The sequence below is a fragment of the Lentzea sp. NBRC 102530 genome, assembly GCF_030269365.1.
Lineage (GTDB): Bacteria > Actinomycetota > Actinomycetes > Mycobacteriales > Pseudonocardiaceae > Lentzea.
In genome coordinates, this window is record NZ_BSTF01000010.1 from 101,826 (window position 1) to 118,206 (window position 16,381).

Annotated in this window: 13 protein-coding genes and 1 pseudogene; 7 read left to right on the top strand and 7 right to left on the bottom strand. The window is 70.1% G+C overall.

Translation table 11 applies throughout. The features are described 5' to 3' along the window. Window positions 1-123: 123 nt before the first annotated feature. Window positions 124-909, top strand: a pseudogene (gene ku / locus QSK25_RS25990) (non-homologous end joining protein Ku); the annotation flags it as partial. Between the two features lie 10 nt (window positions 910-919). Here ku and QSK25_RS25995 read toward each other — a convergent pair. Together QSK25_RS25995 and QSK25_RS26000 are read right to left on the bottom strand one after the other, a co-directional pair. Then, window positions 920-1,564 (bottom strand): PP2C family protein-serine/threonine phosphatase, encoded by a 645-nt coding sequence (locus QSK25_RS25995; protein ID WP_285642008.1) that lies wholly within the window; start codon window positions 1,562-1,564, stop codon window positions 920-922. 70 nt (window positions 1,565-1,634) lie between these two features. Next, the gene (locus QSK25_RS26000) at window positions 1,635-2,573 is read right to left on the bottom strand and encodes a helix-turn-helix transcriptional regulator (RefSeq protein ID WP_285642011.1); all 939 of its coding nucleotides are present in this window, start codon (window positions 2,571-2,573) and stop codon (window positions 1,635-1,637) included. A gap of 44 nt (window positions 2,574-2,617) precedes the next feature. On the opposite strand from QSK25_RS26000, the gene QSK25_RS26005 reads away from it, so the two are divergent. Both QSK25_RS26005 and QSK25_RS26010 read left to right on the top strand, forming a co-directional pair. After that, window positions 2,618-3,694 (top strand): epoxide hydrolase family protein, encoded by a 1,077-nt coding sequence (locus QSK25_RS26005; RefSeq protein WP_285642013.1) that lies wholly within the window; start codon window positions 2,618-2,620, stop codon window positions 3,692-3,694. Between the two features lie 83 nt (window positions 3,695-3,777). Next, window positions 3,778-6,384, top strand: coding sequence for an AfsR/SARP family transcriptional regulator (locus tag QSK25_RS26010; RefSeq protein ID WP_285642015.1), 2,607 nt, complete (start codon window positions 3,778-3,780; stop codon window positions 6,382-6,384). Here QSK25_RS26010 and QSK25_RS26015 read toward each other — a convergent pair. From QSK25_RS26015 to QSK25_RS26030, 4 genes are all read right to left on the bottom strand, one after another. Continuing rightward, complete coding sequence (locus tag QSK25_RS26015) at window positions 6,364-7,911, bottom strand: outer membrane protein assembly factor BamB family protein (protein WP_285642017.1); 1,548 nt, start codon at window positions 7,909-7,911, stop codon at window positions 6,364-6,366. The two genes, QSK25_RS26010 and QSK25_RS26015, sit on opposite strands and share 21 nt — an antisense overlap. A 75-nt stretch (window positions 7,912-7,986) precedes the next feature. Beyond that, on the bottom strand, window positions 7,987-9,027 hold the full coding sequence (locus QSK25_RS26020) for an alpha/beta hydrolase (protein ID WP_285642019.1): 1,041 nt from the start codon (window positions 9,025-9,027) through the stop codon (window positions 7,987-7,989). A 45-nt stretch (window positions 9,028-9,072) separates the two neighbouring features. Further along, window positions 9,073-9,435, bottom strand: a complete 363-nt coding sequence (locus tag QSK25_RS26025; protein WP_285642021.1) for a hypothetical protein — start codon at window positions 9,433-9,435, stop codon at window positions 9,073-9,075. Window positions 9,436-9,481: 46 nt separating this feature from the next. Next, entirely contained in the window at window positions 9,482-10,255 is a 774-nt protein-coding gene (locus QSK25_RS26030; RefSeq protein ID WP_285642023.1) for a TetR/AcrR family transcriptional regulator, read from the bottom strand. A 77-nt stretch (window positions 10,256-10,332) separates the two neighbouring features. Here QSK25_RS26030 and QSK25_RS26035 point away from each other — a divergent pair, with 77 nt between their 5' ends. Beyond that, window positions 10,333-12,591: an ATP-binding cassette domain-containing protein gene (locus QSK25_RS26035; RefSeq protein WP_285642024.1), complete on the top strand. Its 2,259-nt coding sequence runs from the start codon at window positions 10,333-10,335 to the stop codon at window positions 12,589-12,591. Beyond that, window positions 12,588-13,370 (top strand): siderophore-interacting protein, encoded by a 783-nt coding sequence (locus QSK25_RS26040; protein ID WP_285642025.1) that lies wholly within the window; start codon window positions 12,588-12,590, stop codon window positions 13,368-13,370. The genes QSK25_RS26035 and QSK25_RS26040 overlap by 4 nt, the downstream gene beginning before the upstream one ends. On the opposite strand, the gene QSK25_RS26045 is transcribed toward QSK25_RS26040, so the two are convergent. Further along, window positions 13,360-14,283, bottom strand: coding sequence for a methyltransferase (locus QSK25_RS26045; RefSeq protein WP_285642026.1), 924 nt, complete (start codon window positions 14,281-14,283; stop codon window positions 13,360-13,362). The genes QSK25_RS26040 and QSK25_RS26045 overlap by 11 nt on opposite strands. 189 nt (window positions 14,284-14,472) lie before the next feature. Here QSK25_RS26045 and QSK25_RS26050 point away from each other — a divergent pair, with 189 nt between their 5' ends. After that, a complete protein-coding gene (locus QSK25_RS26050; RefSeq protein ID WP_285642029.1) occupies window positions 14,473-15,387 on the top strand; it encodes an ABC transporter permease in 915 nt (304 codons plus the stop codon). Beyond that, window positions 15,384-16,370, top strand: coding sequence for an ABC transporter permease (locus QSK25_RS26055; protein WP_285642031.1), 987 nt, complete (start codon window positions 15,384-15,386; stop codon window positions 16,368-16,370). The genes QSK25_RS26050 and QSK25_RS26055 overlap by 4 nt, the downstream gene beginning before the upstream one ends. Window positions 16,371-16,381: the final 11 nt, after the last annotated feature.

The window sequence follows — 16,381 nt, forward strand, 5'->3', positions numbered from 1 at the left end:
CGGACCGGCACGACCGGCTGGTCCACCCCGGGGCACACCAGAACTCGTCCAGGCCTGCTCCGAACCCGGCCACCGCCGAAAGGTGACGTTAGAACACCGACGAACCCGGGTACCCACCCCGGCATGGCGAGGGCGATCTGGAGCGGGTCCATCAGCTTCGGCCTGGTGAGCATCCCGGTGGAGCTGTACAGCGCCACCGAAGACCACACCGTGCACTTCAACCAGTTCCAACGCGGCACCTCGGACCGCATCCGCTACAAGCGGGTGAACGAGCGAACCGGCAAAGAGGTCCCCTACGACAAGATCGTCAAGGGCCACGAGACCAAGTCGGGCGACTACGTGATCCTGGAGCCGGAGGAACTGGACGAGATCGCCCCTGGCCGCAGCCGCACCCTGGACATCGAGGCCTTCGTCGACCTGGACGAGATCGACCCCGTCCACTTCCAGAAGACCTACTGGCTGGGCCCGGCGAAGGAGGACTTCGCCCGCCCGTACAAACTCCTGGCCCAGGCCATGAAGAAGACCAACCGGGCCGGCATCGCCATGTTCGTCATGCGCGGCAAGCAGTACCTGACCGCCCTCAAGGAGGACAAGGGCGTCCTGGCCGTCCACACGCTGTTCTTCGCCGACGAGATCCGCGACCCGAAGGACGTGCTGGACGTGGTCCCGCCCAAGCAGGCTCCGAGGGGCAAGGAGCTGGACATGGCGGTCAGCCTCGTGGAGTCCATGGCGGACGACTGGCGTCCGAAGGACTACCGCGACACCTACACCGAGAAGGTCAACAAGCTGATCAAGGCGAAGCAGAAGGGCCGCAAGGTCAGGCCCGAGGCGGAACCGCGGGAGTCCACCGACGTCGTCGACCTCATGGAAGCGTTGCAGCGCAGCGTGGAGGCGAGCAAGAAGAAGCGCGGCAAGAAGGTCAGCTGACGACCAGCGCAGTCGCGTTGTCGGTGCCGCGCGCGTACAACGCCGCCCGCACCAACCGCTCCGCCGAGGCGTGCCCGGACATGATCGCCGAAATCCCGTTGTGCCCCAACGGCCCGTAAACCCCGTCAGACACCAGAGCGAGGCGAGACGCGCGGGTGAACGCACGCCCGATGTTCGCCGGAGTCGCGTGGCGCACGGTGTTGGTGACGACGTGCTCCATCCGTGCCTCCGCGACGATCCCCCGCGCACGGAAGTACTCGGCGACGGTGTGGTCGGAGGTCAGCTGCACGAGCTCGGACCCGTCCGACCCGTAGGCCCGCGCGTCGCCGGCCCAGGCGACGTCGAACCCGCCCTCGACCCGAGCCGCCGCGACGACGATCACCGCGTCGCCGGCGTGGACCTGCACGGCGTCACGGGCAGCCAGCACGGCGGCCACCGGGTCGGCCACGAGAGCAGCGGCACGAGCAGCCGCCCACGCTGCCTCGGCAGCGGCGGCGGAGTCCCCCACCCCGTCGGCCACGACGAACGTGCGGCGGCCGACGGCGAAGGCGTCGGCGTTGAAGGCGCGCGGACCGCGGTCAGACGCGTGGGTCACGGTGAGCGCGGCGCCCAGTGGCATGGTGCGATCGATCAGCATGGCGGACCTCCCTGACCTCCACTAAGCCTCGTGCGCCTAGGAGTCTGCTGTCAGGACCCTGAGAAATTCTCTAGAACTTCGCCGCCCGGCGAAACCGGGCCGCGGCCTGCACCAGCGCCTCGGACAGCTCCGGCGGCGACACGACCGAGAACTCGACCGTGATGCTCGCGAGCATGAACACCACGTCGTCCATCGTCTCGCCTCCGACGCGCACGTGGCACGACGTTTCGTCCACAGCCGAAACCTCGCCGTAGCTGCGCCAATCCGAGGCCTGCGACGCGGGCACGCTCAGTCGCACCACTCCCTGCACCGGCCACCGATCGGCCACCCGCGCGGCCACGAACGCCCCCGCGTCGCCGCCCGGGATCTCACGCGGGGTGAAGCGGGCCCCGAACGGGGTGCGCACGCTCATCCGATCGAGTCGAAAAGTGCGCCAGTCCGCCCGGGACACGTCCCAGGCGACCAGGTACCACCGCCGCCCCCACGTCACGAGCCGGTGCGGTTCGACCTCCCGCTCCGACGCCACCCCCGAGTGCCCGACGTAGGAGAACCGCAGCAGTTGCCGATCGCGGCACGCCGTCCCCACCGCCATCAACGACGACGCGTCCACCACGGGACCAGACCCGACGAACGGCACCGTGGAGATCTCCAACGCCGCGACGCGGTGCCGCAGTGCAGAAGGCAGCACCTGCTCGACCTTCAGCAACGCGCGCACGGCCGTCTCACCGATGTTCTCGATGCCACTGGCCGTGCGCAGCCCAACGGCCACAGCGACTGCTTCGTCGTCGTCGAGCAGCAACGGCGGTAGCTGCGCGCCGGACCCGAGCCGGTACCCGCCACCAGAGGTGCCCATCGACGCGTGCACGGGATAGTCGAGAGAGCGCAACCGATCCACGTCACGGCGCACCGTGCGCGTGGTGACGCCCAACCGGTCCGCCAGCTCCGCACCGGACCATTCACGACGCGCCTGCAACAGACCGAGCAACTTCAACAACCGGGCAGACGACACTGTAGGACCATAACTGTCCTACAGGCCCAATAGCGTCGGCGACCATGAAGCCGTTCGAGATCAACATCCCGCAGGAAGACGTCGACGACCTGCACCGCCGCCTCGACCAGATCCGCTGGCCGGCCGACCCGGAGGGCGCGGGCTGGGCCCAGGGCACCCCGCAACGACGGCTCAAGGCCCTCGTCGAGCAGTGGCGGAACTCCGACTGGCGCGCGAAGGAACGCGAGCTCAACGAGATCCCGCAGTTCATCACCGAGATCGACGGCACGCCGCTGCACTTCCTGCACATCAGGAGCGAGAACCCGAACGCACGCCCGTTGCTGCTCACGCACGGCTGGCCCACGACGTGCTTCGCGTTCCAGGACATGATCGAGCCGCTGAGCGACGACTTCCACCTGGTGATCCCGTCGGTGCCCGGCTTCGGCCTCCCCGGCCCCACCACGACCCTCGGCTGGACCATCCCGAGGGTCGCGGACGTGGTCGCCGAGCTCATGCGACGCCTGGACTACGACAAGTACCTCGCCCACGGCTACGACCTCGGCGCCAAGCTCACGAGGCACCTGGGCATGCGTCCCGAGGTCGAGGCGATCCACGTCAACCAGATCTTCTCCGCCGGGGTCACGCAGGAGACCGCGGACATGACCGTCGAGGCCGAGCGCCTCTCCGTGGAAAAAGCTTTCCGCTACGAGTACGAGCAGTTCGGGTACGTGTCGATGCAGAGCACGCGGCCGCAGTCGGTCGCCCACGCGCTCACCGACTCGCCCCTGGCCCAGTTGGAGTGGATCGAATGGGCGTTCCACACGTGGAGCGACCCGGAGATCGGGGTACCAGACGACAAGCTGCTGACGACCGCCTCGCTCTTCTGGTTCACCCGGACGGCGGGGTCGTCGGCGCGCTACTACCAGGAGGGTGACGAGACGTGGGGCGAGCTGGAGCCGGTGTCGGACACGCCGACATCGGTCGCGGTGTTCCCGCACGACGTCGGGGTGGCGATCCGGCGGATGGCCGAACGCAACCACGCCGTCGTGCGGTGGACGGAGATGCCGCGGGGCGGCCACTTCGCCGCGCTGGAGGTTCCGGACCTGATGGCCCAGGAACTGCGAGAGGCGTTTCTGTTGTGAGGATAGTGTGATCGTGTGAGGTTCACGGCGGGCGAAGGCGGACACCCCGAACAGGGCGTTCCGGAGCGGCTACGGTGATCACCGTGCGGTTCACGGTCCTCGGCGGCGTCACGGCTCGGGTGGACGGTCACGTCACCGAGTTCGGCCCGACGCGCCCCGGCGCCCTGCTCGGCGTGCTGCTCGCCGGGGCAGGCCGGGTGGTGAGCGCCGACGACCTGGTGGAACGGGTGCTGGGCGCCGCTCCCCCGCCGCGCGCCCGCGCGTTGGTGCAGACGTGGCTCACGCGGTTGCGGCAGACGTTGCCCGGCCTGATCGAACGCGAGGGGGCCGGGTACGTCGTGCGGGTCGATCCGCTGGAGATCGACCTGCACCTGTTCCGGCACCTGGTGCGCACCGGCCGCACGGAGGACGCGCTTTCGCTGGCCCAGGCCGAGCCGCTGTCCACATTGGACACCCCGTGGGCGGTGCGGCTGCGGGAGGACTTCGCGACCGAGCTGCTCGCCGCCCGGCTCGCCCACGTCGACGCCCGGCTGGCGGCGGGCCGGCACGCGACGCTCGTGCCGGAACTGCAGGCCCTCGCCGCCGAACGCCCGCTGGACGAACGGATCGCGGCGCAGCTGATCGAAGCGTTGCACGGCAGCGGTCGCGCCCCGGACGCGTTGCGGCACTTCGAGGTCGTGCGCGAGAACCTCGCGAACGAGCTGGGCGCCGAACCGTCACGGCACCTCACCGCGCTGCACCGGCGGCTGCAGGCGGCCTCGGCACCGCGGCAGCTGCCGGCCGCGCCCAAGCCGTTCACCGGCAGGGCGTCGGAACTCGCCGAACTCGACAGCGTGCCGACGGGCGTCGTGGTGATCACCGGAACGGGCGGCGTCGGCAAGACCTCGCTCGCGGTGCACTGGGCGCACCGGGCGGCGGAACGGTTCCCCGACGGCCAGCTGTACGTGAACCTGCACGGCTTCGGCCCGAGCGGCGCCGCGGTCAGCCCCGGCGACGCGGTGCTGCGGTTCCTGTCCGCGCTCGACGTGCCGCGGGCGCAGGTGCCGCACGACCTCGCCGGCCAGTCGGCGTTGCTGCGCGACGCCCTCGCGGACAAGCGGGTGCTCCTGCTGCTGGACAACGCGACCGACGCCGAACAGGTCGAACCTCTGCTGCCGCGCACCCCGCACGCCCACGTGGTGATCACCAGCCGCACCGCGCTCAAACCCCGGCACGCCAAGGAGTTGCCGCTCGGCCTGCTGCCACCCGACGACGCCCGCGCGCTGCTGACGGCCCGGATCGGGCACGACCGGGCACGGGCCGAACCGGACGCCGTCGACACCGTGGTCCGGCGCTGCGCCCGCCTGCCGCTGGCCCTCGCGGTCGCCGGGGCCCGGGCCGCGACGCAGCCGGAGTTCCCGCTGGCAGCGCTCGCCGACGAACTCGCGGACCTCGACGCGTTCGCCGACGACGATGACGTCACGGCGGACCTGCGGTCGGTGTTCTCCCACTCCTGCAAGGCGTTGAGCCCGCCCGCGCTGCGGCTGTTCCGGCTGTTCGGCCTGATGCCGGGCTCCGACATCAGCCGCGCCGGCGCCGCGTCGCTCGCGGGCACCACCCTGACCGAGACCGCGGACCTGCTCGCGGAACTGGCGCGCGCCAACCTGATCGACGAACCCGAGCCCGGCCGGTTCACCTGCCACGACCTGCTGCGCGACTACGCGGCCGAACTCGCCCTGGACAGCGAACGGGAAGCCGCGCTGCACCGGCTGCTCGACCACCTCGCGCTCACCGCCGTCGAAGCGGGCGTGGCGTACACGCCGAGCAGGCACCGCCCGGCCACCCCCGAACCCGCGCCCGGCGTGATCGTGCAGCGGTTCGGCTCGCACGAGGAAGCGCTGGCGTGGCTCATGGCCGAGCACCCGACGCTGATGGCCGCGATGCCGCACGGCACGACGGAGCAGACGTGGCTGATGGGCTGGTCGCTCGCCGACGCGCTCGACCGGCAGGGCCGCTACCGCGATCTCCTGACGTCGCAACAACTCGCGGTCGCCGCGGTGCAGCGGCTCGGCGACGAGGACGGCCTGGGCCGGTCGCTGATCAACCTCGGCCGCAGCCTGGCCAGGATGGACCGGCCGGACGAGGCCGTCGCCGCGCTGCACCGGGCGCTCGACGTCTACGAGGGCAACCCGGCGGGTCAGGCCGGGGTGCTGCTCAACATCGCGATGCTGTGCCCGGACGACCGGATCGAGGAGGCGCTGGAGCACACCCGGCGCGGGCTCGCGTTGTTCGAGGAGGTCGGCGACGCCTACGGCCAGGCGAACGCCCTGACCGGACTCGCCTGGGGCCACGGCAAGCTCGGCGAGTACGCGCGGACGATCGAGTACGCCGAGCGCGCGATGCGGATGTGGCAGGAGATGGACCACCTGATCGGCCAGGCCGAGGCGTGGGACAACCTGGGCACCGGCTACCTGGGGCTGGGCGAGCACGCGAAGGCGGTGCGGGCGTACACGCGGTCGTCGGAGCTGTTCCGGCTCGGCGGGGACATCCCGCTGGAGGCCGGGTCGTACGAACAGCTCGGCGACACCCACGCGGCCGCGGGTGACGCCGAGCTGGCCAGGCAGGCCTGGCAGCGGTCGGCCGAACTCCGCACGAGAGCGGGACTTTCGGCCGACCAGGTGCGCGCGAAGCTACAGGCCGAAGGCCAGTAGCACGTGCCCGTGCGGGTTCGTGAAGCCCGACGAGTAGCCGGACTGCACGTAGACCATGCCGTCCGAGATCACCGCGCCCGCCCCGGGACCGGCGAGGGTGCCGCCGCGCCCGGTCAGTCCGTTGACCCCGCGGACGTCCTGGATGGTGTCGTAGGACCAGAGGATCCTGCCGGTCCTGCTGTCGTACGCGCGGAACTTGCCGTCGAGCGCGCCCAGCCACACCACTCCGGGTGAGCTGGACACGGGCAGGCCGTGCGCCTGGAAGCAGCCGGGCTGTCCGGCAGCGCCACCCGTGGTGCAGCCGTCGGCGGGGGCCGGCGTCTGCCACAACACCCTGCCGGTGGCGGGATCCACCGCGAACAACGTGCCGGGGTCGGCGTAGTAGGTCGCGATGTAGAGCCGTTTGCCGTCGTAGCTCGACCCCCACTGGATGCCCGAGATGCCACCGCTGGGCAGCGGCACGCCGAGCTGACGGCGCCACACGACCTGCCCCGTCGTGGCGTCGAACACGTGGTACACGCCCGACTTCTGGCCGACGCCGACCAGCTGGCGGCCGTCGACGGTGAAGAGGTTGGGTGTGGCACCGATGTCGTAGTCGAGGTTCGTGCCGTCCTTGAGCCCCGGGCAGTAGCCCTCGGCGTCGGGTTCGTTGCACGCGCCCCGCCACGTGTCGGCGTCGGTGACCTGGTTGGTCCACTTCACGGCACCGGTGCGGGCGTTCAGCGCGAGCAGCGAGTCGAACTCGCCGCCCTTGCCGGTGTAGTTCTGGCCGGTGCCGACGTAGAGCGTGCCGGTTCTGCGGTCGATCACCGGCGAGCTCCACACCCCGACGCCGGACGGCTCGAAACGCTTGGCGCCGTTGGGCCAGGTGCCGACCTGCACCGGCTCGGGCACCGTGTAGTGCCGCCACACCAACGCACCGGTGTCGGCGTCGAACGCGTCGATGTGCCCGCGGAACGTGCAGCAGTCGTGCGTGTTCGGCAGCACGTTCTCGGAGCTGGACGTGCCGACGTACACCAGTCCGTTGTGGACGATCGGCGAGCTGGTGGTGATCGAGGCGATGCCGGCGTCCAGCCGCACCTGCCACTTCAGCCGCCCGGTGCGCTGGTCGAGCGCGAAGAACCGGCTGGCGCTGTCGCCGAAGAACACCTTGCCGTCGGCGACGGTCGGACTGTCGGAGTTGAACGCGTACCGGTCGGCCGCGGGGAGCGCGTACTCCCACTTCGCCCGCCCGGTGCGCGCGTCGCGGGCGTAGAACTTCCCGTCGGGGCCCCCGAAGTAGACGGTGTTGCCCACGACGGCGGGCTGGCTGCGCACGCCGTTGTAGACGCCCTTGGGGTAGGCGAACGCCCACTTCAGCTCGAGCTTCGAGGCGTTGCCCGCGTTGATGCGCCACTCCTGCGCGGCGTGACGCGATCCGTTGAGGTCCTTCTGCCACCCGGGCCAGTCGCCGGTGCCGTGGGCGGTGGCGGGTGACGCGGTCAGCACTACGAGCGCCGCGGTCAGCAGCGCGGTGGTTCTGAGCATGAAAGTTTCCCCCTTCCGCCCTCCACACTGGCAGCGGCGGAAGGGGGAGACGTCCCCCGAAGGTCTCGACGAGGCCTAACCGATCGGTTGATGCGTCACGACGTCGACACCGGGGAAGCCGTTGCCGACGATCGGGTTCTTCCTGCCGTTGAGGTACTGCTGGAAGAACGCCGGGATGTAGGTCGTGGCGATCCTGCGCTGCTGCTGCGGGGTCAACGCCCGGTCAGCGCACGTGCTGTCGTTCTCGTAGGACCATTCGGTGTTGAAGTAGTTGTGGTTGGCGTTCTTCGGCGTGACGGCGTGGATCGGCACGACGTTGCGGCCCTGGGCGTTCTCGATGAACGTCGTGCCGCTGACCGCGCCGTCGCAGCTGCCGGTCATGGCCGCGAACGGGATCTTGGTGATCCGGTAGTCGAGGTTCTCCGGCGCCTCCGGGCCCGGCGCGTAGTAGTCGGCGGGCGCGAGCGGCAGCACGGCCCTGATCCGCACACCCTTCGGCAGTTCACCGACGTGTTTGTCCGAGGCCTGGTAGACCGCGCCCCGGCCGCCGCGCGAATGGCCGAGCGTGCCGACGTTCGTCAGGTCGACGTGCCCCCGGAAGCCCGGCAGCTTCCCCGCGAGCGCACCCTTGCCGGCGTCGAGATCGCGCCACAGCTCCAGGTGCTTGCTCATCACGGCCGCCCGTGCGACGTCCGCGATCTCGCCCGTCTCGCCCGCGTTGACGCCGTTGACGCTCACCGACACGACCACGAAACCCTGCCGCGCCAGCTCTTCTGCCAGGTAGTCGTAGCCCCGGTAGCTCGGGAACGCGTCACCCGAGGGGCACGGCCAGACCCACTGGCCGTCGCGGCACGGCTGCCAGTACCCGTGCGCGAGCAGCACCAGCGGGCGCTTGCCGACGAGCGTGCGCGGCGCGTGCACGACCGCGGTGAGTTCGAGGTCCGCGACGGGTCCGCCTGGTGCGCTGTGAAAGCCGGGCACCTGAAATGCCCGATCACCGAGCGAGTACTCGACTTTTTCGACGCCGGAGCCGTGCTGGTCAGGAGCCGCTGAGGTCGTCGGGGCGGTCAGCACCATCGCGATCGCAACGGCGGCCGCGGCTTTTCCGATTGCCATGCGCCGATTCCATCGGGAACTTGTGGTCGTGATGTGAGGACGTTGTCACGGTTCTGCCACAACGACGTGGTGCGCGAAGCCGGCGAACCGTTCCGCCAGCGGTCCGGTGCCGGCGCTCAGCTCACGCCACAGCTCGCGGTGCCGTGGCAGCGCGGAACGATCGTGCACGAGCACCACCACAGCTCCCTGTCGCACGAGCCGCTGCGCCGAGATCTCGCTGGTGAGCACCAACGGCCGCGCGCCGACGAGCGTGCGCGGCGCGTGCACCACCGCGGTGAGGTCCCCGATCTCGTACGTCATGGTCGTCGTCGCGGGACGGGATTCTTCCTGAGCGGGGGCGGCCGCCGTGCTCGGCGCGGTCAGCGCCAAGGCGCACGCGACCGCAACTACAACTCTCCCGATCGCCATGGGCACGATCTCATCGAGCCCATGTGCCGGGGACGTCCGGGGTTTGTCACGGTTTTGCCACAGCGCCCTCGATGCCGTCGAGGAGCACTTTCAACCCGCCGCGGAAGTTCTCGAGCGCGTCGTTCTCCAGATAGGGCAACGATGGATCCACCGGATCGCGATCGCTCTCCAGGACGTGCAGCATCGGGAACTTCTTCTCCAGGTCGGGCTCGACCTCCAGCAGCACGGCCGACCGCGCGTACCACCACTCCTCGTCGCCCTCCCCCGTCTCGCCACCCGCCGCACGAGCCTCGGCGACGGTCTGGGCGGCGCCGCGCACGAAGTAGTTGAGGGCACCGGTGATGCCGCGCAGCTGACGGCCGGGCAGCCCGGTGGTCACCAGGATCGCCGCGAGCGCCTCGATCACCGCGAACTCGTGCGGGCCGAGCACCGGGCGCGCCTGCGACACCTGGAGCACCCACGGGTGCCGGGCGTAGCACTCCCACAGGTCCTGCGCCCACGCCGTGACGGCCGCGCGCCAGCCGTCGTCGAGGCCGTAGGAGGTGGGCAGTTCGGCCATCGCGCGGTCGTACATCAGGTCGACCAGCTCGTTCTTGCCCGGCACGTAGGTGTAGAGGGCCATCGCGGTGCGGCCCAGGCGTTCGCCGACGGCGCGCATCGAGAACGCCATGCCCTGCTCGTCGGCGACCTCGATGGCCGCGTCGACGATCAGGTCCACGCTCAGGCCGGGCTTGCGGCCGGGCCGTTGCTCCGCCGCACCCGCACGCCAGAGCAGCTCGATGGACCGGCGCGGGTCACCCTGACCTGCGTAGACGACCACGGTTGCGACTCCTTACAACGTAAAGTAACCTCGACGGCCGCATACTTTACGGCATAAAGAATCAAACCGGGGGAACTGTGAACGCTGTCGCGGACAGCCACGACCTGATCCAGGTCCGCGGGGCCAGGGAGAACAACCTCGCGGACGTGTCGCTCGACGTCCCCAAACGCCGGCTGACCGTCTTCACCGGCGTGTCCGGCTCCGGCAAGTCCTCGCTGGTCTTCGGCACGATCGCGGCCGAGTCGCAGCGGATGATCAACGAGACCTACACCGCGTTCCTCCAGTCGTTCATGCCCTCGATCGGACGCCCGGACGTGGACGCGCTGCACAACCTGAGCGCGGCGATCATCGTCGACCAGGAGCGCATGGGCGCGAACTCCCGGTCCACCGTCGGCACCGCGACCGACGCGCACACCATGTTGCGGATCGTCTTCAGCCGCCTCGGCGAGCCGCACGTCGGCACGTCCGGCGCGTTCAGCTTCAACCTGCCCGAGGGCATGTGCCCCGAGTGCGAGGGCCTGGGCAAGGTCACCACCATCGACGTCGACGCGATCGTCGACCGGTCGAAGTCGTTGAACGACGGCGCGATCGACGCCCCGAACTACGGCGTCGGCACCTGGTACTGGCAGGTGCTCGCGAACTCCGGCCTCTACCCCGCCGACCAGCCGATCTCGACGTTCACCGAACAGCAGCTGCACGACTTCCTGCACAAGCCCACGACGAAGCTGAACATCAACGGCACCAACGTCACCTACGACGGCCTCATCCCGAAGCTCCAGCGCACGGTCCTGTCCAAGGACCGCGAGTCGATGCAGCCGCACGTCCGCGCGTTCGTCGACCGGGCCGTCACGTTCGCCACCTGCGGCGCCTGCCACGGCGCCCGCCTGAACGAGGCCGCGCTCCACTCGAAGATCCGCGGCGCGAACATCGCCGACTGCTGCGCGATGCAGATCAGCGACCTCGCGCGGTTCGTGCACGGCATCGACGACCCGTCCGTCGCCCCGCTGCTGGCGACGTTGCGCAACACCCTCGACTCGCTGGTCGAGATCGGCCTCGGCTACCTGTCGCTCGACCGCGAGTCGGCGACGCTGTCCGGCGGCGAGTCGCAACGCGTGAAGATGGTGCGGCACCTCGGTTCCTCGCTCACCGACATCACCTACGTCTTCGACGAGCCGACCGTCGGCCTGCACCCGCACGACATCCAGCGCATGAACAACCTGCTGCTGCGGTTGCGGGACAAGGGCAACACCGTGCTCGTCGTCGAGCACAAGCCCGAGACCATCGAGATCGCCGACCACGTCGTCGATCTGGGTCCCGGCGCGGGCGTCAACGGCGGCCACGTCTGCTACTCCGGCGACGTCGCGGGCCTGCGCACGTCCGGCACGCTCACCGGCCGCCACCTCGACCACCGGGCCAAGCTGCGGTCGGAGTTCCGCTCCCCCCAGGGATTCCTGCCGATCAGCGGCGCCCGCACCAACAACCTCAAGGACGTCTCGGTCGATCTGCCGCTCGGCGTGCTGACCGTCGTCACCGGCGTCGCGGGCTCCGGCAAGTCCTCGCTCGTCCACGGCTCGCTGCGCGGACGGCCGGACGTGGTGACGGTCGACCAGTCCCCCATCCGCGGGTCCCGCCGATCGAACCCCGCCACCTACACCGGCCTGCTCGACTCGGTGCGCACGGCGTTCGCCAAGGCCAACGGTGTGAAGGCCGCGTTGTTCAGCGCGAACTCCGAAGGCGCCTGCGAGAACTGCAAGGGCATCGGGCTCGTCTACACCGACCTCGCGATGATGGCGGGCGTCGCCACCGTCTGCGAGAAGTGCGAAGGCAAGCGCTTCACCCCCGAGGTGCTGCGCTACACCCTGCGGGGCAAGAACATCAGCGAGGTGCTCGGCATGTCCGTCGCCGACGCCCGCGACTTCTTCCCGTCCGGCCAGGCGAACGCGGTGCTGAGCCGCCTGCACGACGTCGGCCTCTCGTACCTGTCGCTCGGCCAGCCGCTCACCACGCTGTCCGGCGGCGAACGGCAACGGCTCAAGCTCGCCATCCACATGGCCGAGAAGGCCTCCACCTACGTGCTCGACGAACCCACGTCCGGCCTGCACCTCGCCGACGTCGACCAGCTCCTCGGCCTGCTGGACCGGCTGATCGACGCCGGCAACACCGTCATCGTGATCGAGCACCACCTCGCCGTCATGGCGCACGCCGACTGGATCGTCGACCTGGGCCCCGGCGCCGGGCACGACGGCGGCCAGGTCGTCTTCTCCGGCACCCCCGGGGACCTCGTGTCCACTTCGGACACCCTCACCGCCCGGCACCTGAAGGAGTACCTGTCGTGAGCCGGCTGAGGGTGACCTCGGTCGTCCCGCTCACCCCGCGGATGACCCGCCTGACGTTCACCGGCCCCGGCCTCGGCGAGCTCGGCACCTGGCCGGACCAGCAGCTCAAACTGCTCTTTCCCAAGCCAGGCCGGTCGGCGCACGTCTCGAACGCGCCGGACGTGGGCACCTGGTACCAGGCGTACATGGCGATGCCCGAGGACGAACGGCCGTGGATGCGCAGCTTCACCGTCCGCTCGTTGACCGACGGCGTGCTGACGATCGACTTCGTACTGCACGGCGACAACGGTCCGGCCTCGCAGTGGGCGTCACAGGCGCAGATCGGGGACGTGATCGGACGCTTCGGCCCGTCCCCCGACTACGCCCGGCCGTTGGGAGAGGCCGACCTGCTGGTGTTCGCGGGCGACGAGACGGCGTTGCCCGCCATCGCCTCGCTGCTCGAACTCCTGCCCGACACCCGACGACGTCAGGTGTTCGTCGAGGTCGCCGATCCGGCGGAGGAACAGGACGTCCCCGGCGTGCGGTGGATCCACCGCAGCGCCGGGGAGGACCTGGTCTCGGTGGTCACGGCCGCCGACGTACCCGCTGACGCCTGGGTGTGGCTCGGCGGCGAGGCGTCCGCGGTTCGCGCGCTGCGCAGGCACTTCGTCGGCCTCGGAGTGTCCAAGAAGGACATCGAGTTCGCCGGCTACTGGCGTCGCACGCTGACCCAGGACGACGCGCCGACCGCCGACGACCTCGCCGAGGCGCAGGAACGGATCGCCGCGCTCAGCGAGTGAACTCCAGCAGGCTGCGCCCGCTCACCTGAGTCACGGACTCCAACGTGAGCCCGTGACTCGCGGCCATCCGCTCGAGGTCGTGGAGCCCCCGGTCCCGCCCGCCGAAGTGCACGAGCATGACGAGGTCGAACTCCGTGCTCTCGCCGAGGGACTCCACGACGAGCACCCTGGTGCCCAGGGCACAGCGCGCCAGGATCTCGTGCGCCCTCTCGTCGTCCCAGTTGTGCAGGACGTCGACCAGCAGGTACGTGTCCCCGGCAGGCAACGGGTCGAAGAAGCTGCCCCCGGTCACCTCGGCGTCGAGCCCCCGTTCGCGGAACATCTCCGCCGCTCCCTCGACCGTCTCCGCGAGGTCGACCAGGTGGCCGCGCATACCGGGGTTCGCCTGGAGGATCGCGGCGAGCGTCCGGCCGTTCCCGCCGCCGACGTCGACGAGCGTGCCGAACCGCGACCAGTCGACCGCCGCCACCAACTGCGGAATCCAGGCCGCCATGCGGCGGTTCATCTGCCGGTCGAACGCGCCGCGCAGGTCCGGCCGCTCAGCCAGGTCGGCCCAGAAACCCTGGCCGTACCGGGCCTCGTAGGCCGCCTCGCCGGTGCGGACGCTGTGCAGCAGGTCCGCGAACGCCAGGTCGGCGCGGCCCGCCGGGGAGTCCTGGTGCAGGAAGCCGTGCAGGCCGTTGCCGGCGTCGGCGCCGAGCAGCGCGCCGAAGTCGGTGGTGCGGTAGCCGGCGGCTGTTCTCTCGGTCACCCCGAGGACTGTCAGGTGGGCCAGGAGCAGGTCGAGAGCGACGGGATCGGCCTCCAGCTCCGGTGCGATTTCGGCTGCGGTGGCGGGTTCGTCCCTCAGGCGGTCCGGCAGTCCCAGGGTCACGGCCACGCGCAGTGCCATCGGCGTGACCAGCCCGGACATCTCTCGGAGCCTTTGCACATCGGTGTCCACGTGGATCAACCCTGCCATCACCGGCAATTCAATTTCGGTCAACACTGAAGCGATAGTGTTAACACAGTCCCAGCCAGTGGACGTGGACGACTCCGCCACCTGATCGGCCTACTGTCTCGCCGCGACAGATCAACACGGCAGAAGAAGCAGGTCACGCAGTTGTCCACTCCCGTCGCGCGGTCGGTGCCCGCCGCGATCAGATCGGTGCTCGCCCGCGACCGCTGGGCGCTCGCCGGCACGGTCACCGTCGTGGTGATCGGCCTGGTCGCGATCTTCGCGGACGTCCTCACCGCCATCGAGGGCCACGACCCGTACACCTACGACGCGACCGCGCTCGACCCCGCGACCGGCCTGCCCGCGGGCTCGTTCGGCGGCATCAGCGCCGAGCACTGGTTCGGCGTCGAACCGCTGACCGGGCGCGACCTGTTCGCGATCGTCGTGCACGGCGCCCGCACGTCGTTCCTGATCGGTCTCGCGGCGACGGTGGTGTCGATCGCGCTCGGGCTGCTGATCGGCGCGGCGGCCGGGTACCTCGGCGGCTGGGCGGACCGGGTCATCACCTGGACCGCCGACGTGTTCCTGGGCTTCCCGTACCTGGTGTTCATGATCGCCCTGGGCGCCGTGGTGCCGGCCGAGTTCCCGCGGGCGCTGCTGCTGATCGTGGTGATCGGGTTCTTCGGCTGGCCGTCGACCGCGCGGATCGTGCGGGCGCAGGTGCTCACGTTGAAGGACCGCAACTTCGTGAAGGCCGCGCGGGTGCTCGGCGCGTCGCCGTGGCAGATCTTCCGCACCGAGCTGCTGCCGAACCTCTGGGGCCCCGTGCTCGTCATGGCAACGTTGTCAGTGCCCGGCAAGATCGGGCTGGAGGCCGCGCTGTCGTTCCTCGGCGTCGGGGTGCTGCCGCCCACGCCGAGCTGGGGCCGGTCGATCAGCGCCGCCATCGACTGGGTGCAGGTCGACCCGGTGTACCTGCTGATTCCCGGACTCGCGCTGTTCGCGGTCACCTGGGGCTTCAACGCGCTGGGCGACGGGCTGCGCGACGCGCTCGACCCGAAGTCGGTGACGAAGCGATGAGGTACGCGCTCACCCGGCTCGGCGGCATGGTGCTCGTGCTGCTGATCGTCGCCTTCTGCACGTTCGTCGTGTTCTACCTCGTCCCATCGGATCCGGCTCTGCTGGCGTGCGGCAAGCCGTGCACGCCGGAGAACCTCGCGCTGGCGCGGGAGTTCATGGGCTTCGACGAACCGTGGTGGCAGCAGTTCCTGACGTTCCTCGGCGGGATCTTCACCGGGCGGACGTTCGGCACCGGCGCGACCGCGATCCACTGCGCCGCACCGTGCTTCGGCTACTCGTTCCGGCAGAACACCGACGTGCTGGAGCTGATCGGCGACCGGCTGCCGGTGACGTTCTCGCTCGCGATCGGCGCCGCGGTCCTCTGGGTCGTGGCCGGGGTCGCGATCGGCGTGCTCGCCGCCCTGCGCAAGGACACCTGGTTCGACCGGGTCGCGCTGGCCGGGTCGGTGATCGGCGTGTCCGCGCCGGTGTACCTGGTGGGGTTGCTGGGGATCCTCGTGCTGGGCTTCCAGCTCGACGTCGTGCCGGTCGGCAACTACACCGCGTTCGCCGACGACCCGGTGCGGTGGGCGTGGGGGCTGGTGCTGCCGTGGTGCGTGCTGGCGTTCGCGCACGGCGCCCACTACGTGAAGCTCACCCGCTCGCAGATGCTCGAAACGATGTCCGAGGACTTCATCCGCACCGCCCGCGCGAAGGGCGTGCCGGAGCGGACCGTCGTCGGGAAACACGCGCTGCGCAACGTGTTGCTGCCCGTCGTGACGCTGACCGGCATCGAGTTCGGCTCGTTGCTGGGCGGCGCGGTGATCACCGAACGGGTGTTCAGCCTGCCCGGTCTGGGCGGCCTGTTGATCGAGGCGGTCCACAACCGCGACCTGCCGACGTTGCTCGGCTGCACCTTGTTCTCCGGTTTTCTCGTAGTCGTCGCCAACGCCGTCGTCGACCTGTCCTACGGCGTGCTCGATCCCCGAGCACGGCTCACCTGAGGGAGGAAAGT